The organism is Maribellus sp. YY47, assembly GCF_023111095.1.
GTDB lineage: Bacteria > Bacteroidota > Bacteroidia > Bacteroidales > Prolixibacteraceae > Draconibacterium.
The window spans coordinates 15,962-36,699 of sequence record NZ_JALGYW010000021.1 but is presented as its reverse complement, the minus strand read 5'-3'; the positions used below and the strand labels follow the sequence as shown (position 1 = coordinate 36,699).

The following is a 20,738-nucleotide window of genomic DNA, read 5'->3' as shown; positions in this document are numbered from 1 at the left end:
TTTTTAAGGCTGACAAGTAGCCGGTTTTAGGTTAATAATGGTTCTAAAATTATTGATTTATTGCGGAATTATTGATCCATGCGGCGGTTTTGTATCAATGATGAAATAAACTACTTCCGGTTGCTCACCTCTTCAATTTCCTGCAGCGAGTAGTTCCAGTCGAGTACGGTGCCAATTACCGGAACCAGGTGCCCTGCCATTTTGCATTGTCCTTTGTACGAAGGGTGCCAGTCGGAGCCCAAATCGCTGGTTCTGTTCAGCAAATAATCGGGAATGCCAACAAAATAAAGATTCATGTCGTTATAAAGTGTGCGGTTTGTTTCCACCATTTCCTTTACTATCGAATAGGCGGGTTCATTCAGCATCGGTCCACTCACACAGAAAATCGGCACATTGCCGTAAACACCACGGATCTCGCGAATAAATTGTTCGTAGCGGCGCTGAAATACCACTTTGTCGGGGTGGGGCTGTGTTGAGTAGTCGTTGGTTCCCAGGTTAATGACCACTGCATCGGGTGTCCAGGTGGAAAAATTCCACAGCACAGTTGAATCCATATCGAGTGTTTGATTGAAGCGCTGTGGCAAAGCAGCCCGTTGGCGCGAAACTTTTTCTTTGTCGCCATAATTGCGTACTACGCCCAAGCCCGAATGCGCAACCACCCGGCATTCGGCATTCAGCGCCCGAGACGAAATAAATGCGTACGACTTGTTCACATTTTCGGTTTCAGGTGAAAAACGCTCGGTGGGCGAGGCTCCTTCAGTGCCATAACCACAGGTTATCGAATTTCCGATGAATTCTATTTTTCGTGTTTCTTCCACCGGATAAGGCATTATCGAGGCTTGTTCTTCAATTTTGATCCCCTTGAAAAAAGTGGTTCCCATTTCACCCTCGGTACGTTTTTGCAGAATCAGTTTATGCGGGCCTTTGCTTTTCAGCTCTTTAATCGTGTAAGTACTGTCTTTGGGGGCATGCAGAACTTCGTGCAGCTGCCCGTCGATAAATACATTGAAATAATTACGGTCGCCTCCATGTAACAGCAACTGAAGATTTTTGCCGGTAAACTGAAAGCGGATGGCCGAGCCCGACCAATCGTAACGCACAGCTTCGGGATTTGAAAAATCGAAGCGCCCTGAAAACGTAAATGCGGGATTGCCGGCCGGAATGTGTTGCCATGTTTTTTGTGCAAAAGTGCTTCCGCAAAAAAGAAGAAGGGCAATGAAAAAATATAATTGCTTCATGTTTATCTGGTTTTGTTGGTAGATATTCTGAGCCTAAATGAATTGCTTCATTGATGCGGAATCTATCCGTATCAATGAAGCAAAATAAGAAAATATATTTTATAAAGTCGTTTACTTTTGGGCAGTAAAGCTTCCATCATGGGCTACTTGACGAAACGCAAACGGGTTAAGCAATTCGTCAAGCAGAACAGCATATTCAGCACGGGTTATGGTTTCCGCCAATTGCCGTTCGTCCATCGATTTTTGTGCCAGCAGCTTCCTGCTTTTCTGTTCCAGGTTATTCAGACTTTGTTTGCCGCAATCCTGTTTGTATTTCGCTCCGAGCTGACGAATCAGTTCCAAAGCTTCCTGTAGACTTACCGTTTCGCCACTGAGCTGTACCTCCGAAACCGGCAGCCAGTCCGTCAAGCCTTCTTTAACAGCCTGAGGTATCAGCAAACTGTCGGGGCTCATAAGCGTATGGTTTTCCCAGCCGATGTTTTTGCCTTCGCCGTGCAGTAAGCCGGTAGCGCCAATACGTTGCAAAGCTTCGTAGGCGGGGTGGGTTTTGGGCACATCGGAATACGGCATTAACATTGCGTTTGCCTGCAGCAAGGCCTGTTGAACTTCGCGAACAGCAACCTTTTCGGGTGTCACTTTATTTTTTACTGAAAGCGCAGCCAATGCTCCTGCAGCCTGACCGTTGAGGATACAAACCGGCTGAAGACGGGTGGTTCCGTTTACAATGTTGGTTACCGACAAGGATTTTTCGGAAACGATAAAATCGGCTGTTCCTTTTGGAATAAGTGTGCCCAAAGGCAGCGAATAGGAGGGAACCGGGTAGAAGTGCAATTCCGGCAACGATTGTGCATCGTGGTAAGCCTGGTGGTGATGATCGACCGGATAATCGCCCACGGCAATACCGGTGCGGTACAGAGCCGTTTTTTGTTCAAAAGGACGAGCCAGGTCGTTTACCGTAAAACGAACCACACCTTTTATTCGACGCGACTCGCGATGATAGGGGAAAAACGGCAGGTTGTCGGCTGTAGGATATACATCGTTGGCGATTCCCAGATTTTTAAAGCCCAGTTCATTCTGAAGGTAATACACGTATTGCAAGGTGAAATTCTTCGCTTTTTCATAGGCTTTTTCGCGTTCCTCACGACTCATCTCAATTCCGTTTACGTAATAGTCGTTGCCCGAAATCGGCCAGTTGATCATGTAATAATCGTTCGGAAGTTTGCCGTATTTCATCATAAAATCACAATCCCAAAGCTTGCGTCCCAATACATCGCCTTCGCATTTTCCTGCGCAGGTGCAGTAAAATGGTTCCGGATTATATCCTTCAGGAAGCGGTATAGCCGCCTCTTCCTCGTTATCGTATTTTTTCAGAATCGCTACGTAGGTTAAATCCTGGATGATGTTGTTGGCTTTTTCAGGAGCAATGTCTTCACCGGTATCGTAGCGCGAATCCATGCCAATGTCGTAGGGAATGCCCACCAGTTTGGCTACATCGCCCAGTTCGGTGGCATCGATAACCACTTTTGCATTGACCTGTGTGGAGTCGCCATGCTGTACCAAAATGGCGGTCCACCCGTTGCTGGTTTTCCTGATATCCGCAAGATATGTTTCCCGCTTAACGGTGAGGTTCTTTTCTTTTTCTGTAAATTCAGTCAGGATTTTTTCAGCCACCTGGGGTTCGAACAGTACATTGCTCACCCAACCGGTTTTAACACCTTCGGGGCCACCGTAGTGACGATACAAGGCCTGGCGGAATTCTTCCCACAATCCCGAAGGAAGGCGGTAATTTCCATCAATCGCACTTACCCCTGCCGAGGTGAGCATGCCACCCAGCCAGGTTGTTTCTTCAGCTATTAGTACCGATACGCCCTGACGGGCCGCCTGAATACCTGCCATTGTACCGCTTGCGCCTCCGCCAATAATCAGTACATCGGTTTGTGTTTCTTTTGAACGGTCGTGGCCCGGTTGGCACGAAAAAAGCCCGGCCAGAACGAGTAAAGCCGTGAATATTTTTATTCTGAACATGTCTAAAGTTTTCGGTTATTATTTTTCAGCTATTGCTTCGAGTGTTTTCCAGCACTGGTACATACCCCGCGGAACGTGGAAGCACCCTTTCCATTTTCCACCTTTTAACGGAAGCAGAACTTCGCCCTGGCGATTCAGGTAACCAAACCACTCGGGGTGTTCCTGGTCTTTAAAATGCGACCACGAATAGTCGTGAATGCGCTGAAACCATTCCAAACTTTTTTCTGAACCGGTAAGCTGGTAGCCTTTCAGCATGGTAATGAGTGTTTCGATGTGTACCCACCATAGTTTTTGATCCCATTCCAACTGTTGTGTCGGGTGTCCCAAACGGTCCATAAAATAGAAAATACCGCCGTGCTCTTTGTCCCAGCCGTACTCTACCATTTTAATAGCAATATCGTTGGCTTGGGTAACCAGCTCCGGACGGTTCAGACGTACTCCCAAATCCATAATAAACCACATGGCTTCGATGGCATGTCCAGGATTTAAAAGACGACCATCGAAAGTGTCAGATAAACTGCCGTCGGCATGTAAATTTTCAACCACCAAACCCAGTTCCGGGCGATAGAACACATCCATCACCTCATGAATACAGGTTTCCATGGTTTGTTTCAGAAATTCTTCATCTAAAAGGTGCTCAATCTCAAGTGCCAGGTTGCACAGAATCATGGGCAAGGCAAAGTTTTTCAGGTTGCGTGTTCCGGGATAGGCTTTGTTCCAGTGGCCTTTCGGATTATCGGTTTTCGATAAAATTAGATCGAAAGTTTTCAGGGCAATGTCGGCATATTCCTGGTTGCCGGTGGCTTTGCTCAGCTGGCCAAAAGCCATGGTGGCAAAGGTGTACGAGAAAATGTTGTAGGGTTCAATCAGCGGTTTGCCTTCGCGGGTAAGCGAAAAGTACCAGTTCAGGTTTCCGTCGTGGCCGTATTTTTTCAGGAATTCGGCGCCCTGAATAGCTGCATCGAGCCATTCCTGCTTTTGTTCCACCTGGTTGTACAGCATCGAAAATAACCATACTTCGCGGCCCTGAAGCCAGATAAATTTATCGGTGTCAAAAACTTCTCCGTCGCGTGTCAAACAGGTGAAATATCCCCCGTGCTCCAGGTCTTGTGATTTATTCAACCAAAACGGAACTACATTTTCGAGTAGTTCGGCTTTATATTGTTCTGCTAATTTTTTAAAGTCGAAAGTTTTCATCTTATCCTTTTAATTCATCTATGTATTCCTTGTAACGATTGTATAAATGTCCGGCTTGCAAATAGGCCGATTGCGGACTCATAAAGTGTGAAAACTCAAAAGTGATGGCCTGTTCCATGCCTGCGCGCTCTGCCGCCTGAAGTTTCATCAATAGTTTTTCCCACTTTATCGGAAGGAATTTAATGGGCATGTCGCGGTCGAACGTTTCGGAATTCGTCCAGCTGCGGATACCGTGTTTGTCGGCCAGTTGCTTGTTGATACGCAGAAAATCATCGAGCTCACTAAAGTCAATGTGCCCGTCTTGAAAAGCAACGATATCAACCGCATCTTTTATGCCTTCAAAAATTTCGTCCCAGTCTTCTTCGTGTTTTTTCAGACTGACACCCGATTCACGGCTGGTTTCCTTTGTATACTGACTGATGTTTTTTATTCCGTCGATGTAAGGCGAGATAAGCGTGGTCAGGTTACCTGAAACGGCTTTGCAATGTTCGCCCAGGCCGCGGTACATGCTGATGATGTCGCCGGTTTTTCGGCTACATTCCTGCGAAATGTACCAGCCTTTAAATGCGCTCATTGTTCCGTATTTCGACCAAACTTCGTCGATGACCAGTTTATTGAGTTCGAGTTCTTGCTGAAAATCTCCCTTCTCCCAATATTTTCCGGAATCGTACAAGCCAAAATAGAAATCCATTTGGTGTTTTTCGCTCAATTCCAGAAACATCTTTACAAGGTCAACCGGCGGTCGGTATGCTTGCTCTCTTTCCAGCAAAATTTCGGATGGATAGGTCAGCCATTTCCTGTAGCCACTCCGTATTAAAACAACCGTGTTTATACCTACTTGTTTCATGTAGGCAAAATCCTGGTCCCATTCTTTCTTTCCCCAGTTTTGATGCGGGATGTCGTGACTAATTTCGTCTAAGAAAGTACCTTTAATTTTCATTTTCTTCAAAGTATCTTTATGTCTGTTTTGCTATTCTATAATTTAATTCCCTCTTCCTGAAATACTTTTTTCCATTTCAGGTAGCCTGCAGCACTTAGATGAATACCGTCGGCTGTATATTCGGGAAGGAGTTGTCCGTTTTTGTCTGCAAATTTCGAGTACAAGTCGAGAAAGGGAATACGCTCTTCTTTGGCGATTGGTTTTAATTTTTCGTTTAGTTGCACGATTCTTTTCGATTTGTTTTTCATGTAATCGTACCAGATAACCTGTTCGTTGATTGGAAGTACACTCTGCAGATACAGTTTTGTATCAGGCGATTTCTTTTTGATCACCTGTATTATTTCCCTTATTTTTTCGGCAATAATATCTACCGGCACGCTTCGTCCAATGTCGTTGATCCCGATCATCAGAAAAATGCTTTTCGGTTTTGAGTCAAGTACTTCATCGATCCGGTTCAACAGACCGAAACAAACATCGCCGCCAATTCCCCGGTTAACGATATGTTTGTTTTTGAAAAGTTCGTTCCAATCGCCGTTTTCGGTAATGCTGTTTCCGAGGAATACAATTTCGTTTTTACCGTTGGGCAGTCCTTCATAAAAAGCCCGCTTCACTTTGTAATGAGCAAAAGTGTATGTGGTATCGTAGGGAAGCGTATTTTGTGCTCCTGTTGTTTTAGAGAATGATAGTGTTGTAAGGATTGTTGCCGTGAACAACAGGAAAGTAATTCTATGGGTCTTAAATTTCTTCATAATCTTTAATCTTATCCAGCCAGTTGTATTTTAATATCACTGAAGTTACTGCGAACAGTATTACAGAAATAATCAGTCCGTTATAATGTCTGATCACCAGGTAAATAGGTGCCACAATCAGGGTCATTTGCCATACAATACCTACCAGAACATTAAAGCTGTCGCGTGCGAGGTCTTTGTTTTTGGTCAGGTTCGGGTATTTTTTCAGGGCTTTTTTGTGTATCGGACCCCACCAACCCCAGGGGCGTACGTTTTTATAGAATTCAATCAGCGTATCGTCATCTACCGGTTTCGAAAGGAAACATCCAAGGAAACTACCTGCGGAAGCCATCACGAAAATAAGCGGGAACAGGTATATATCGGGAGTATGAGGGAAAAACAGGAATTTCAGGGTCGACGCGAGCAAACCTGCCAGCATGCCCCAGAAATATCCGTAACCGTTAAACCGCCACCAAACCCATTTTAATACGTTTGATGCAACGTAACCTCCATATAGTGAAGAGGTTATCCATAGTGTGAGTGAGTTGATGGATGCCGAGAAGAATCCGAAAATAATTCCTACAATCACAATGCCGATGGAAGCCATGTAGCTGATCTGGATGTATTTTTTGTTGGAGGCGTTCGGATTAATGTATTTTTTGTACAAGTCGTTGACAATGTATGCCGGAGCCGCATTAACAAAAGCCGAGAACGTCGACATAAAAGCAGCCAGTAATCCCGCCAATATTATTCCTTTTAAACCTACCGGAAGCAGGTTATTGATCACGTAGGGAAGTATTTTTTCGAAATCGATTTCACCTCCTCCTGCTTTTAACATTGGGGCAACCAAAACAAGGCCAAGTATTCCGAGCCCGGCAACCATGAGATAGCGGGGCGGGTAAAGCACCAGCGAAGTAAGACCGCTCATTTTAGCGGCATCGCGTGGTGTTTGTGTTGAAAGTACCCGTTGCATATCATATCCGGGTACCGGCCCGGCGAGGCTCGAGAAAATGCCTTTGAAAAACATCATCATCACCAATGCACCCAGCATCCCAAAACCATCCTGGGTGATTTTTTCATTTACCTGGTCAAAAATCCCTGACCAGTCGAGTCCTGTTTTCCAACTTGGCATAATGTCGGTCCAGCCGGCCGGCACTGCCGCATTAATTTGTTCTGCTGACACTTTGTTCATAGCAAACCAGGCTACTGCGATACAAGCGATTGTCATAACAAAAAACTGCATGACTTCGGTGGCCACAACGCTGTACATTCCGCCTTTGATTACGTAGATTGTTGTTAGTGCCAGCAATATGGTGGCGTATACATATTCCGAAAGAAATTGAACGGAGCCAAGGTTAAACGATAAATCCCAGGGGAAAATGGTAACGGCAAATTTTCCGATTCCTACAAAGAAATAGGCGATAAAACCGATGGCGCTGATGATGGCAAAAACGATGACGATAATGTGCGAAAGTTTTCCGCCTTCCTTATCGCCAAAACGGGTGGTGATCCATTCAGCGCCTGTCATTACATTGGATCTTCGGAGCCAGATGGCCATAAAGATCATAATAAAGATCTGGTTCCAAACCGGCCACAGCCATGGAATCCAGACGCTTTTCAGTCCATATACAAAAAAGATGGTAACGGTCCAGGTCGTGCCGGAAATGTCAAACATGCCGGATCCGTTGGAAAGCCCCAAAAAGTACCATTTTAATTTGTTGCCCCCGAGAAAGTAATTCTGAAGACTTTTACTGGCTTTTTTCGATATCCAGAAGCCAATAAAAATACTTAAGAGGATATACCCTAATATGATCGATGTATCGATAATGTCAAAACTCATGTGTTTCTATTTTCTGTGTAATTCAATAATTTGTTTTTTGATACACTGCGTTGTTCTTTTTCTAAACCGGCATAAAGACGGAAATTTCTCTGCTATAAAACCTCGTTGGTGACCGTTTTAAAATACGAGATGTTTTTTTCGATGTCGGGCACCGAATTCTCCCAGGCGTACTCGTATTCAATCGAGAACAAGCCTTTGAAATTTTGTGCCTTCAGTTCGTTCAACATTCCTTTAATATCTAATATTCCGGTTCCCCATATCACATCGTGCTGTTCAGCTTCGCCTTCTTCTTTGGCTTTAATGTCTTTAAAATGAAGGGATTTTACTCGCCCGTCTATCTTTTTTAAACATTCAACCGGGTCGAGACCCATTCTGGCCCAGTGGCCCACATCGGCACAGGCTCCGATACGATTGCTCAATCCGTCAACTGCTTTAAGAAATAAGTCCGGATTCCAGTAATTCGATGGTTTGGGGTGGTTGTGGATGGCCACATCAATTTTGTACTTGTTGGCCAGTTCATCCACATATTTCAGGTGTTTGTATTCGGGTTCGCAGGTAATAATTTCAATGCCCATGGCATCGGCAAACTGAAACAGCTGTTCCCACTCGGCTTCATTGCTGCAAATAATTACGCCGCTGGCTTTAATTTTTACACCTTTCGATTTGGCATAGTTCAACACTTTCTCCTGTGTGGCTTTGTCCATTTTGTAGTCCATGGTTCCCTCCATATCGCCGCCCAAAGGCTGGCCATAATACACTTCCATGTTTTTTAAGCCCAGTTGCTGTGTTTTGTCAACGGCCTGGCAAAAGTTGAATTTGTGAAAAGTGTAGCTCTGCACACCCAGTTGCCAACCTGCTTTTTCAGCTTTATCTTTTTTCGCAAAAGCGGTAAATGACAATATTGCTGCTGTCAGTAAAAGAGCTGATTTAAAGAATATTTGTTGTTTCATTTTTTATGTTGATTTTTAGTTTTCAGGATGTTCGCCATCATGATTTAGTCGAGGAAGAGGAGAGTTTGCACCCTCCTCAATTGTATTGTCTTATGGCATTTTCGGAAGTTCCCATCCCTCGCGGTAGGTGTGGTTGATCCATTCGTTAGCCATTTCTTTTGCATTCATATCGGTTATTTCCCTGTTGAATTTAGGATCTCCGTCGATAACTTCAAAATTATCTTTTGTAACAACCTGAATCTTATCGGTTTCTGAAATGTTGGTGAATTGCATTTTTTCTCCATCCCATTCCAAAATACGGTTCAGGCTCTGAAGTCGTACCGCAAGAACTCCCATTACCACCATTTCGTTAAACGGACCCGCATATTCGAAATTAGCACCCGGTTCAATCCGGCTACCGGCAGGTTCCTTGCAGGCACGTATCCAGTCTCTTTCGTGTGCACCCGACCATGGCCCGGATTCTGATCCCGGAATACGTCGCAATACAGGTTGAGGTTCCACAAAGTCTTTCATTTTTGTTTCGGGTAGCAAGGTGGGCTGCATACCGTAGTAACTGGTCATAATTTTACCTTTGGTTCCCACAAACAGCAAGCCACCACCGCTATCTTTTCCTAAAATAGCGCCATCGGAAAGTTCGATCGGGCGGTTGGGTAACAAACCACCGTCGTACCAGGTAACTTCCACCTCAGGCATTCCCACATCGGGCATATTTTTACGCGCCGGGAAGGTGTATTTTACAATTTCGGCATGTGGCGGGCTGTCGATATTTACCAATGTTGATGAAGCTTCTACCTTGCTTGGGTATTTTAAATTCAGCGCCCAAAATACTGGATCAAGAACGTGGCAGGCCATATCGCCAAGAGCTCCGGTTCCAAAATCCCACCATCCGCGCCAGTTCCAGGGCGTGTAAGCTGAATGATAAGGACGGTATTTTGCCGGTCCGAGAAAAAGGTCCCAGTCGAGCGTTTTAGGAACCTTCATTGTATCTGTCGGACGCTGGAGGCCTTGCGCCCAAATTGGCCGGTCGGTCCAGGCGTGTACTTCGGTAACTTCGCCAATGGCGCCCGACCAAATCCATTCGCATACCCGGCGAATATCCCCGTATGAATTTCCCTGGTTTCCCATTTGCGTAACTACGCCGTATTTTTTTGCCAGAGCCGTTAATAGTCGAGATTCGTAAACCGAGTGGGTGAGGGGCTTTTGGGTATACACATGTTTCCCAAGCGTAATTGCGTGAGCAGTAACTGCTGCGTGCGAATGGTCGGGTGTTGCCACCATTACCGCATCGATGGAGTTACCCATTTTGTCGAGCATTTCACGCCAGTCTTTGAATTTTTCCGCCTTTGGATAATCGTTGAATGTTTTTCCGGCATAGCTCCAATCTACATCACAGAGTGCAACAATGTTTTCGGCGCTCATGTTTCGTAAGTTGTTTCGACCCATACCTCCGATTCCAACACCGGCAATATTCAATTTGTCGCTCGGCGAGGTGTATCCAAACGTTTTCCCGAAAACGGTGCTCGGGACGATCGAAAAAGCCGTTACGCCCATCCCTGCATTTCTCACAAAATCTCTTCTGTTCATATCTTTAGTTTTAATTTTTTATTTATACCGCGGCCTTCTTTTTTGCCGGGAATCACACCCTCCAAACGATTTTCTTTTTCACGATCCAGTTAACCAGCATCATAATGGATATGACCAGACAAGTTGCGCGTAATACGCCAATCCACGGATATCCTTCGGTATTGAAAAAGTTGTAAATCCCGATTAAGAAACTGATGTTGAGCAATGGAAAGGCAAACCAGGTTGACATGACGTAGGCCATGAGCGGATTGCTTCCGGCTCCTTCAAAAATTTTCACAAATTTGGATTGTTCAAAATACGATATAAGGTATTCCAGAAACAGTAGCAAACAAGTGGCAATTCCTCCGGTAATCAGCAGGTACGAAGCGGTTACATAGTCTTTTCGAATGCCGCCTTCAACCGGTTCCAGAATTAATCCCATCAGAATCAGGTAAGCCGACAGTGCAATTTCTTTTTTATATTTTGGGATGTGATTCGAAGCGATCCAGTACATCAGGCCCAGTAAAATTGGTGTTATGGTGTACGCCGCAATCATCCAACGCGAAAACAATGAAATAGTCAGCCAAACCGGTACAAGAAACGCCAAAATAAACAAGCCGTGTTTCCATTGGGTTGCACCAACCTGTTGGGTAAAACTCTCCGATGCATTTAAACGTTCGGCAATCCATTCGCCCACTATTGTTGAAGGAATCAGCAGAATCAGGTAAAACGTCATCCGAAGTTTAAAAAGCCAGGAAACATGAGTAAGAACATCACTTGTATTTCCAAAGCCGGTGTATTTACTTAAGAGCTGGATGGCGGCCCAAAACATGAATAACGCCAGTTTGGCCGTCATGCTTTTTCGTGTAATCAGCCAGCCCAGCGCACCCCAAAGGTAAACATTGGCTAAAAGCAGGATAATAATGTTGCTGCGGTACAACGAAATTTCCTGGCCATAGATAAATCGAAGGGCAAGGAGTAAAATCACAGCACCTCCCCATCCGATGGTGCGGATAATGATTTTCTTTTTGCTGTCGCGAATGGTCGCAAACATGGGGAACATCAGTAAAAATCCTAAAAAGGTAAACAGCTGCAGGTCGTAGCCAGCAACGGTTGTGCCAAACAAATTGACGTTCCAGAAGCCTTTGCCAATGGTATGTGGCATAATATGCGCGATATAAATGGCAAAAAGTACCAGCGTAGCAAAGCGCGCGGCAATTTGTTTCGTGAGCGCGGGTATCGTTTGTCCTCTTTCCAGCTTTTTCCTCAAAGCCAACGGAATGGCGGCCCCCATACAAAATATGAAAACGGGCAAAACCAAATCGACCCAGGAAATTCCAGGGATTCCCGGATTAAAAGCATGGGTTGGCGGAGGACATTGTGCGTGGTACATCCAGGCGGGCAAAGTACTTCCAAAGGGAATGGTGCCCGATAGGATCATCCCAAAAATGGAAAGGCCACGTAAAACGTCGAGTGAAACGGCTCTTTTCATCCTTCCCTTTTTATAAGTCTTTTTTGAATGAGTTGCCGAAGCGGTCGGTTACCTCGATGGTTATTTTTGCCGACGCATTGCGCGGTTTTGCTTTAAACAAGTGAGTGGTAACAGCCGAAGTCAGCCATTTGTAATCCAGTTTTTCTTTGTCGGCATAGGCCGCTGTTGTTGCCGGATCTCTTCCTTCGTATTGTTCCATTTCGCCCACTTTTACGCCGTTTTCGTACCAGCAAACTTTCCATAGCGGGTCCCAGTTCCACACGTTTACTGTGAAATATTCGGGCTGCTCCGGATTTTTCCCCACCGGACAAGCGGTAAACTGAAAGTCCTTGTCATGCCCTGAACTTTTATAGTACCAGGTAAGTTCTGTTCCGTTGGCCTCAAAAACAGCATAACCTTTTGGAGTCCCGTCTTCGGCATAGGGGCCCTGCCACCATGCTCCGCAAACCGACGAAATGTTGTGTTCAAAAAGTTTGGGTGAGATAACAATATTGTTGGATGCATGCATATGCCCCGAAATAATATGAGCGGTGTATGGAGCTAGAATTTTATACAAAGCGGATTTGTTGGCGACCGACTTGGAAATGTATGAATAAGAGAATTGTTTCAGGTCATCGTCATTCAATGCCGTAGGAATGTGCAGCGCCACTACAATTGTTTTTGTGCTATCGACAAACGAAAGATCTTTTTCGAGCCAGGCCAGTTGGGTTTCAGGAATGTACCCGATATAAAAATAATCCCTGCCGATGTAAAATACATCGTTTAGCACCACATAGTGAATGTCGCCGCGGTTGAATGAATAATAGTCGGGACCAAAATTATCCTGATACACGCTGCTTGAAGCATCGTCGGAACGCATATTGTAATGCAGGTCGTGATTTCCGATGGATTGGTAAAATGGAATTTCAGTGCCGGCCAACATGTTTTTAATGCTGTCGTAAAGGGCCGGGTTGTCGCCAACAATGTCGCCGCAACCCAACCCATGAAAATTATAATTACCTTGTCTTGCTGTCAACTCTTTTAAGTCGTTGGCAACTTCCTTTGCCTGTTGCAACTCTTTAATTGTTTTCACCTGCGGATCGGCCCACACCACAAAGGCATGATTGGTATCGTCGGCAGGCGCCTTTTTCAGTTGAAAATCGACCGTGTTTTTCCGTTGTTTTCCTGCTGGCACAGGCTGGAAAAACTGAGGAGTAGAGTTTTCTGTCTCAACGGTATATCCCGAAGGAGACGATAAATAAACAAAGCGGCTTGCCGAAGCAAGCGGAAGTGAATATTTTCCGTTTTTATCAGTAAGCACCATGGAGTAACCATCGGTAACCGGAACGCCTGCCACTGCTTTTCCGTTGCATTGCACGCTCCCTTTTATAGTGCGGGAATATTCAGGTTTTTCCAGTGCGGAGGCATACAGTGCCACGGCTAACAGAAATATCAGGAAAATATTTTTCTTCATGTCGATTTGTTTCGCCAGTTTTTATTTGTCCGGATCGTATACGCTTATTCTTTTTCTTTTTTGAAATAGTCTGGATCAGCGGCCATTTTGAAACCCTCTTCTACTTCTTTCCACATGTTTTTGCGAATGATGTGAACGATGTCGAACACCATCAAACCGTCGGAAGCCTGGAAATTCATGGCGATAGAACGCGATAGTTGCGCGGGGTTGTCATAAAACTGATCCACCAGAATACCTCCGTAAAACGGGTGACCGTTCAGGATTCCTTTAATCTTTTCGCAGGAACCTTCCACACAATACCAGGTTCCACTGGCAGCTTTGCTATCGGTTTCATTTTTTACGAGGTTATTATTTACCAGGTATTCATCCATCGTGATATTGGTGTAGTAGTTTCCTACAGTAAAAAGGTCGAGTACTTCGGCATAACCGTAGTTTTTATATTCCGGTGTTGCCCAATCGAAATCTTTCGCTACATCGTATTGGTTGCTGGCCCAGTTAACACCCACTTCAAAATAGGAGGGATACCAGGCTCCGGTATAAGTACCAAAGGAGATATTCGGGTTTACCTCTTTAACGGTTTGTGCGGCCAGCGACATGAAGTTGTAGATATTCATTGCGCGCCATTCCAGCCATTTTTTGAAATATTTACCGGGTACATAATCACTTTTGCCGTTCTCATCGGTTTTCCATTCGTAAATATCTGCCGGGAAATTTTGGATTTTTTCTCCCAGATGTTCTTCAAATTTTTGTCTTGTGTAATCCGAAAAGTCAGCCATAATTCCGTCGTATCGTACGCGGTCGAGAATAATACCATCCAGTTCAGGGTATTTGGTAACCACTTCCCTGAAAACATTCAGGATATGTTTCTGAAAGTCGGGATTGATCGGATTAATCATGGCCGAATATTTTTTCTTTTGTGTCATGATGGAAACAATTCCTTCAGTGGGAGTATAAACCATGCTTGCCCATTCCGGGTGGTCTGTGTAAACCTGGCCGCGGTCAAAGAAATTATGTCCGCCAACAAAGGTATTCATCGATACTTGTACCCGGATTCCCAGCTCGTGCGCTTTTTTGATAAAATACCCCAGGTAGTCAAAATCGGGACGTTCAAAACCGTCCCATTCTGTCATTTGAGGAGCATAGTCGCTTTTGTACAATACCTCTCCGGTGATTGGGCGGATGTCAACCACAGCATCCGTAAATCCAATGCTTTTTATTTTTTCAAGATAGAAATCAATTGAATCGGGATAACTGAAACGTTCAAAATTGGCTTCAGCATCGAACCACATTAAGGATGGTTTATCAATTGCCGGAAGTGTTTTCTTCTCTTCTGCTTTTTGTGAACAGGCAGAGAATAAGACCATGGTAGTTAACAGCACAAATATTATTGAATTCTTCATTGGATTTATTTTTCTTTTAATGTTGATTTTTAATATTTCTCTCAATCACAGGTATATGTTTCTTTCTTTTTTATTCTGAAATGGCCGCATCAATTCCATCTTTTACATAATCCCATTGGCTTTTTTGTTTCAGATGGATCATGTCAAAAAGAAAATAGCCATCGCAGGCACTCATCGCAGCGTCAACAGATTGGATAATTGCCTGGCCGGTGATGTCGTTACTTGAAGTCGCCCAGTCTCCATTTCCTACATCGGGTCCTCCGATTACAAGGGCATCGCCCTTGATCTTATCAGCTGCCAGTGAACAGAATCCCTGTACGGTCCATTCCGTTGAGCCAAGAATTCGTGTTGGAGCAGCATACGCTCCAATTATTATGATATCCATTTGATCAGCATAACCGTAGTTTTTGTATTCTGAGGTAGCCCATAGCGAATAGCTCGAAGAAACGTTGTATCTGGGGCTTGCCCAGTTAACGCCAACACCGTAATAGCTACCGTACCAGCCCCCAACGTAAACTCCAAACTGGATTTCAGGGTTAACCGCCTTAACTTTGTTTCTGGCTTTCTCCATAAAGTCGTGAATGACCTTAGCTCTGAATTCCAGCCATTTTTTCAGATAGATGGGTTGGGGATTTGGTAAACTTCCAACAGCTGTTCCGGGAGTCATCACATCATCAGGAAAATTGGTGACAGGATGTCCCAGATAGTTTTCAAACTTTGTTCTGGTGTAATTTGAAAAATCACTGTCAATTCCGTCAAAGCGTCCTCTGTCGAGAATAATCCCGTCAAGATTTTCGTATGAAGCAAGATCGGCCAGCATATCGCACAGGTAATTTTGTACGTCCTCGTTTACCGGATTGAAAAATTTAGCTCCCGAAGTATTTTGATCAAGTGTATTTACAATTCCGTTTCCAGTTAACAATGAAGTTGCCCATTCTTTTCTGGCGGAATTGCGAAATAACATTCCTTCCGATCCGATCGAAGTTATATTTCCTCCGGAAAAAGTATTTACTCCGGCGTATACCTCAAGGCCAAGACTATGCCCGGCATCGATAAATGCCTGCAAATAATCCCAGGTAACGGTACGTTCAATTTTTGTGTAGCCTCCGGGTAACCACGCTCCCAGCCATGAAACCTGATTCTCTACATTGGTTTGGAAGAGAACATCGCCGGTTGTTGGTCTTACGTCTACCACAACTCCTGTGAATCCTGCATCCTTGGCCAAAGTCAGATCCCTAAGGATGTTTTCTTTGCTGTTGGCAAAGTCAGGGAAGTTGGCAGCAGCATCAATCCAGATAAATCTGGGTTTGTCTGCATTTGGAACACCATCATCCCATTTCCATTCCGGAGTTTCAGAATCATCTCCTCCACATGAGGTCACGCTAAATACCATAAATGCCATTAGTGACCAGAAAATAAAAGATTGCATTTGTTTCATTCTTTACATCGCTTTAGTTAAGAGCCACTGCTGTTACAACTGAACGTTGTTTTCCATCGCTTGGCTTAATCGTTTCTTCTCCATTTATAAGCATGCAGCTGGAGCCTCCTCCATCAAGGTTTAAGGCTTGTGTGCATCCAATCTTCAGTAAAGTATTTGCAAGGTCTTCGAGAGTCAGGCCTTTTACGCCTTCGGTCATGTTGCGCCCTTCACAAACAAAAAATATCAATTGTCCTGTTCCGGTGACTGCTATGGCAGATCTTGGATTGTTGATGGTAGGGCCAACGCCACTGTTGGCGTCAAACAGTTCCTCCTCATAGGTATTCACCACCGTACTGTCTTTGATCAATACAGGGCCTCCGCCAATTCCGTTTTGGGCATTCCACAGAATTCCTCCTTCCGGGAATGTTGCAGAAGGTTGGGGGAGAGGTGCTGATCCTGAACTATTATGGGCCGGAGCGGGGTATGCATAGGAACTGCCATTTACGTTATACACCCAATCAACTTGAAATTTCCCGTTTTTCATTTCAGCAAACGCACCCTTGGTCGGATAGTAAACAAGTTCTCCGTTTTGGCGCCAAACATAGGGACTGTTGGGACACAAGGTTTCTCCCTCTTTACACAACAAGCTGACCGAAGCTCCGTCCCAGAAATATCCTCCGTTTAAGATGACCGTCTCTTTTCCTGCATCATAAAAGTCATTGGGAGTGTGGTAACCTGTAGCATTACCCAGTACTTTAAAGTTTGTTTTATCGATATCGGCAACGGCTATATAGGCAACAGCCATTTTGTTTTGAAGCACATTTGCCGATTTGTACACCCGAATGTATTCTGGTAGATTACCAAAACTTGTTTGTAATGTCCAGCCATTTTTAATGATCAAGGAATCAGCAGAACCTTCATTTTTAGTGGGATTCTCCCATTCCCAGTTGTATTCTTTTGTTTCGCTTCCGCATGATGCCATCGCGAACATGTAGATGACACCCATTATCAGCAGGAGAGCTATACGGCTTGTTTTTAGCTGCATCTTTTTGATGAAGGAAAAATTGGCAACGCTGATAGCAGCGTTGCCAATTGGTTAAAATGCTGTTTAAATATCAATACAGTCGTATTGTACACAGACAACACATCCGTTGGTGAACATGAAGTACAGGTACATGTAGTATCCGTCACTGGAAACCTTCAGAATTGCATCACCCGTACCATTTGCGTTGGTTCCGCCGTTGTCCTTGCCTCCATAAGTGCCGATGGGCGTCGTCCATACCGGTTCAGTGAAGGTGGTCACAGCGTTGGCATCGTGCAGATAAACTTTATCGTCACTGCCCCAGGTGAAGGAGTTGATTGACATATTCACGGCATATGGATTGCCGTTAAAGACAGTATAGTCAGTTGCATTTTGAATCCAGTTGCCGCTGATCTCCGGTCCGAATGCCTTAACGGTGTTGGTTTTTCCGTTAACCCAAGCAAATTTTCGGGGAAGCGCATAATAGGAAACGAAATAGTCGCCTGTAGGATCGGAAGGATCGGTTGCAACCACATCGGCATTGTTCCACCATGCACCGTCAATTCCAGTTATTGCGACAATTTCCGGTGTTTGTGAGAGCAGTACACCGTCTTTTACCTGCCAGCGGGCAAAACTTTTTGCATCACCCATCAGTGCTGCAGTAATGATCGCGTCTCCCTCAAGACTTCCCTTAACAGAGAGTTTGCGCCCGATAGCAGGGCTACTCGTCCAATCAATATAGACTTCAGGTGTACCATTGACTCCCCTGATTCTCCAAACTTTGTAACTGCCGGCATTAGGCGAAAGGTTGCTTATCAGGATGTTGTCTACATCATCGGCTGTTGCAAAGAAATTCGTAAGACCTCCTACAATTGATCCCATGTTTGGCATTGTGCCTACCGTTGCGCCTGTTTTGCGGTCCAGATAAAGTCCGGCCTCATTTCTTGTGTTCACAACCACATAATCTTTCGTAACCGCAAGGCTGGTAGTCAGATGTAAGGTGCTGATTCCAAGATCAGACTGGATCTTCTTTGACCAAAGAATCTTCGCACTTCCGTTACGTAGACCCAGTTCAACCTTATTGGGCACATCTTTTTGGACGGTGTAGATTGCTTTGTCCACTCCGTTTTGAGCGGTTACAGTCAAGGTAACTTCCTGTTCGTAATTTAGGGCTGTCACTCTTGGGTCGGGACTGATGGTGGCGCCGTGAGAAATGCTTGCTTCCGCTATTGCTTCTCCGATTGCATCAATCGAGATAAGCGAAATTGTTTTGGCCTCTTCATCGATTATTCCGGAAATGCCTAGTGTACTAATGCTGAAGTCAGTAATTTTCGCTTCGGCACTTTTCCGAATCTCAGCCACGATCTTATAGGTATTTTTTGTCTTTGTCTGATCTATGACTGTAATGAAGTTTTCTTTTGTCAAATCGAGGTAAAGCAGTGAAGGAGATATCGTCACATTATCATCGACATTTGCTTCTACCCTTACCTGGCTCAGTGCTTCCATTGTAAGCACGTGGTCAGAGGTGCGGGGATAGTTGTAAGGAAATACAATGGTGATGATTTTGTTCTCGTAGTCAATTTCGCTCGTAAAACGGTTTTCCGAGCTCTCATCGCCGTAAAACGATGCGGTTATACTATTGATTCCTTGTCGTGATACCGATGGAGTAAGGTCCTCTACCTGTTGGCATCCGGCTAAAATCAGCATAGCTGAACAAAGGATCACAAGGATTGAATTTATATTTCGTTTCATTCGTAATATTTTTTATTTCAATGATATCGTATAAGACTCGCATAAATCATGCTCTCATGCTCGTTTCATACGTTTACCGGTTATTTCCAGCTGTCGTACTGTTCAATCAATGAATTGTTTGCCAGTTCGGCGTCAGGTATCGGTAAAATATAATTCTTAGCAGAGAACTTTCTGTCCTGGTAGTCCACATCAATGTATTCATAGTTGTCGCCGGTGATCTTAAATCCGTGGCAACGATAGTTGTTGTATTCAATGTGAGCCAGTTTCCATCGTCTCATGTCCCAGAATAGATGACCTTCGTAGGCCAGTTCCACGTTTCTTTCGTTTCTGTAGTCGGAAAACCATTCGTTGCCGGAAGAATTTTTATCCGGAAGGCCTACTCTTTCACGTACTTCGTTCATTGCAGCCCTTGCTTCGCTCATCTTGTTGAGTCTGAATGCAGCTTCAGCTTTATTGAGAAGCACCTCTGCATACCTGATTTCTACCCATGTTTGGGTGCTGGGTTTCCCTTTGATGTCGATAAGCGATTCATCCATGAGTTTTCGCAGAAAATAGCCGGTAGTGGTGAGCCCATAGCTGTATGGTTGTTCCCGGTAGGCCATGAACGTTCCATAGGTACCATTTACTGAATTCTGCATCACATTGCCTTTCCAAACACTTCCCGGATAAATAACCGTTGCCTTAAAGCGAGGTTCCAACTCTTCGTAGGGAGGGCGGGTTGCATTGGCGGTATGGTAAGGTGTCCAGTCCATCTTTGTCCCGTCGGCCTTCTCGTAGCTTTCTACCATCTCCTGGGTAGGTGTTCCCAGCCCGCCGAATTCATAGCCATCGCTTAACGGCACGTAATCTTTGTCGAAAGTGTGGTATGGTCCTATCTTATCGTACTTAAACTCGAGAATGGCTTCACTGTTGCTGCCTTTCCACGACTGGGCGTAGTCGTCTACCAGATTAAATTTGTTTGAGATCACAACAGAGTCAGCGGCATTATAAGCCGACTGCCAACGCTCAGCAAAAAGCATAGCTCTCGATTTAAACGCAAGAGCAGCATATTTGGTCAATCTTCCCTGATCCTGCCCCGGCCACGATTCAGGCAGGTTGGCTATAGCAAAGTCCAGATCACTTTCAATCAGATCCCAGGTGTCCTCATTCGAACTGCGGGCTTTGTCTTTTTCCATTTCTGCCAGTGAGGTGTAAAGAATGACGCCGTCATGTCTTCTTGCCAGCTGAAAATAGATAAAAGCACGGAAGAAATGTACCTGTGCTTCCCATTTCTTCGTCACCTCTTCCGGAAACTGGCCATACTGTTCCATAGAATGGAGAAACTCATTCATCCTGCGGATCTTATTGTAAGCATCGGTCCAAACGCTGTAGAAGCCTCCGGTTGAAGAAGTAATCAGCGTAGGGTCAAAAACATAATTATTGGGATGGCCAGCTTTGTGACCGGCCGCATAAGACCCATATTTAAAGGTATTGGCAAAACTTTCCGTCAGGTTACCGCTAGCCTGAGCCGATCCAAACTGACTATACTGGTTCAGGTAAGTATAAAAGCCATTGACATAGAGATCAACACTCGACTCATCCTCCCAAATCACTTTGTCGGTCAGTTTGTCCGTAGGAGTCAGGTCCAGCCAGTCTGAACAACTGCTGAGCAACAACACAGCAGTGGTAGCATAGAATAGTGTCCTAAATATTTTTTTCATTTTTCAGTCAATTTAAAAT

Annotated in this window: 15 protein-coding genes; all 15 read right to left on the bottom strand. The window is 44.7% G+C overall.

The window, feature by feature from the left end; translation table 11 throughout:
* Positions 1-110: 110 nt before the first annotated feature.
* Entirely contained in the window at positions 111-1,238 is a 1,128-nt protein-coding gene (locus MR764_RS15985; RefSeq protein ID WP_247980449.1) for an SGNH/GDSL hydrolase family protein, read from the bottom strand.
* Between the two features lie 111 nt (positions 1,239-1,349).
* Entirely contained in the window at positions 1,350-3,263 is a 1,914-nt protein-coding gene (locus tag MR764_RS15980; RefSeq protein ID WP_247980448.1) for an FAD-dependent oxidoreductase, read from the bottom strand.
* Between the two features lie 18 nt (positions 3,264-3,281).
* On the bottom strand, positions 3,282-4,460 hold the full coding sequence (locus MR764_RS15975) for an AGE family epimerase/isomerase (protein WP_247980447.1): 1,179 nt from the start codon (positions 4,458-4,460) through the stop codon (positions 3,282-3,284).
* A 1-nt stretch (position 4,461) separates the two neighbouring features.
* On the bottom strand, positions 4,462-5,400 hold the full coding sequence (locus MR764_RS15970; RefSeq protein WP_247980446.1) for a DUF4434 domain-containing protein: 939 nt from the start codon (positions 5,398-5,400) through the stop codon (positions 4,462-4,464).
* Between the two features lie 35 nt (positions 5,401-5,435).
* Positions 5,436-6,149: a GDSL-type esterase/lipase family protein gene (locus tag MR764_RS15965; RefSeq protein WP_247980445.1), complete on the bottom strand. Its 714-nt coding sequence runs from the start codon at positions 6,147-6,149 to the stop codon at positions 5,436-5,438.
* On the bottom strand, positions 6,136-7,968 hold the full coding sequence (locus MR764_RS15960) for a sodium:solute symporter family protein (RefSeq protein WP_247980444.1): 1,833 nt from the start codon (positions 7,966-7,968) through the stop codon (positions 6,136-6,138). The genes MR764_RS15965 and MR764_RS15960 overlap by 14 nt, the downstream gene beginning before the upstream one ends.
* A 92-nt stretch (positions 7,969-8,060) precedes the next feature.
* On the bottom strand, positions 8,061-8,918 hold the full coding sequence (locus tag MR764_RS15955) for a sugar phosphate isomerase/epimerase family protein (protein ID WP_247980443.1): 858 nt from the start codon (positions 8,916-8,918) through the stop codon (positions 8,061-8,063).
* A 90-nt stretch (positions 8,919-9,008) separates the two neighbouring features.
* Positions 9,009-10,502, bottom strand: coding sequence for a Gfo/Idh/MocA family oxidoreductase (locus MR764_RS15950; protein WP_247980442.1), 1,494 nt, complete (start codon positions 10,500-10,502; stop codon positions 9,009-9,011).
* 52 nt (positions 10,503-10,554) lie between these two features.
* The gene (locus tag MR764_RS15945; protein ID WP_247980441.1) at positions 10,555-11,973 is read right to left on the bottom strand and encodes a DUF5009 domain-containing protein; all 1,419 of its coding nucleotides are present in this window, start codon (positions 11,971-11,973) and stop codon (positions 10,555-10,557) included.
* 10 nt (positions 11,974-11,983) lie between these two features.
* Positions 11,984-13,426 (bottom strand): calcineurin-like phosphoesterase family protein, encoded by a 1,443-nt coding sequence (locus MR764_RS15940; RefSeq protein WP_247980440.1) that lies wholly within the window; start codon positions 13,424-13,426, stop codon positions 11,984-11,986.
* Between the two features lie 44 nt (positions 13,427-13,470).
* On the bottom strand, positions 13,471-14,826 hold the full coding sequence (locus tag MR764_RS15935; RefSeq protein WP_247980439.1) for an alpha amylase family protein: 1,356 nt from the start codon (positions 14,824-14,826) through the stop codon (positions 13,471-13,473).
* 70 nt (positions 14,827-14,896) lie between these two features.
* On the bottom strand, positions 14,897-16,264 hold the full coding sequence (locus tag MR764_RS15930) for an alpha amylase family protein (RefSeq protein ID WP_247980438.1): 1,368 nt from the start codon (positions 16,262-16,264) through the stop codon (positions 14,897-14,899).
* A 13-nt stretch (positions 16,265-16,277) separates the two neighbouring features.
* Positions 16,278-17,291: a phosphodiester glycosidase family protein gene (locus MR764_RS15925; RefSeq protein ID WP_247980437.1), complete on the bottom strand. Its 1,014-nt coding sequence runs from the start codon at positions 17,289-17,291 to the stop codon at positions 16,278-16,280.
* 63 nt (positions 17,292-17,354) lie between these two features.
* On the bottom strand, positions 17,355-19,019 hold the full coding sequence (locus MR764_RS15920; RefSeq protein ID WP_247980436.1) for a DUF5018 domain-containing protein: 1,665 nt from the start codon (positions 19,017-19,019) through the stop codon (positions 17,355-17,357).
* 80 nt (positions 19,020-19,099) lie between these two features.
* Complete coding sequence (locus MR764_RS15915) at positions 19,100-20,719, bottom strand: RagB/SusD family nutrient uptake outer membrane protein (protein WP_247980435.1); 1,620 nt, start codon at positions 20,717-20,719, stop codon at positions 19,100-19,102.
* Positions 20,720-20,738 lie beyond the last annotated feature (19 nt).

What these genes read in the sequence shown, in the direction of transcription:
- MR764_RS15935 (WP_247980439.1), bottom strand. Translation starts at nt 14,826, where the DNA reads ATGAAGAATTCAATAATATTTGTGCTGTTAACTACCATGGTCTTATTC.
- MR764_RS15970 (WP_247980446.1), bottom strand. Translation starts at nt 5,400, where the DNA reads ATGAAAATTAAAGGTACTTTCTTAGACGAAATTAGTCACGACATCCCG.
- MR764_RS15945 (WP_247980441.1), bottom strand. Translation starts at nt 11,973, where the DNA reads ATGAAAAGAGCCGTTTCACTCGACGTTTTACGTGGCCTTTCCATTTTT.
- MR764_RS15985 (WP_247980449.1), bottom strand. Translation starts at nt 1,238, where the DNA reads ATGAAGCAATTATATTTTTTCATTGCCCTTCTTCTTTTTTGCGGAAGC.
- MR764_RS15930 (WP_247980438.1), bottom strand. Translation starts at nt 16,264, where the DNA reads ATGAAACAAATGCAATCTTTTATTTTCTGGTCACTAATGGCATTTATG.
- MR764_RS15955 (WP_247980443.1), bottom strand. Translation starts at nt 8,918, where the DNA reads ATGAAACAACAAATATTCTTTAAATCAGCTCTTTTACTGACAGCAGCA.
- MR764_RS15940 (WP_247980440.1), bottom strand. Translation starts at nt 13,426, where the DNA reads ATGAAGAAAAATATTTTCCTGATATTTCTGTTAGCCGTGGCACTGTAT.
- MR764_RS15980 (WP_247980448.1), bottom strand. Translation starts at nt 3,263, where the DNA reads ATGTTCAGAATAAAAATATTCACGGCTTTACTCGTTCTGGCCGGGCTT.
- MR764_RS15965 (WP_247980445.1), bottom strand. Translation starts at nt 6,149, where the DNA reads ATGAAGAAATTTAAGACCCATAGAATTACTTTCCTGTTGTTCACGGCA.
- MR764_RS15915 (WP_247980435.1), bottom strand. Translation starts at nt 20,719, where the DNA reads ATGAAAAAAATATTTAGGACACTATTCTATGCTACCACTGCTGTGTTG.
- MR764_RS15950 (WP_247980442.1), bottom strand. Translation starts at nt 10,502, where the DNA reads ATGAACAGAAGAGATTTTGTGAGAAATGCAGGGATGGGCGTAACGGCT.
- MR764_RS15975 (WP_247980447.1), bottom strand. Translation starts at nt 4,460, where the DNA reads ATGAAAACTTTCGACTTTAAAAAATTAGCAGAACAATATAAAGCCGAA.
- MR764_RS15960 (WP_247980444.1), bottom strand. Translation starts at nt 7,968, where the DNA reads ATGAGTTTTGACATTATCGATACATCGATCATATTAGGGTATATCCTC.
- MR764_RS15925 (WP_247980437.1), bottom strand. Translation starts at nt 17,291, where the DNA reads ATGCAGCTAAAAACAAGCCGTATAGCTCTCCTGCTGATAATGGGTGTC.
- MR764_RS15920 (WP_247980436.1), bottom strand. Translation starts at nt 19,019, where the DNA reads ATGAAACGAAATATAAATTCAATCCTTGTGATCCTTTGTTCAGCTATG.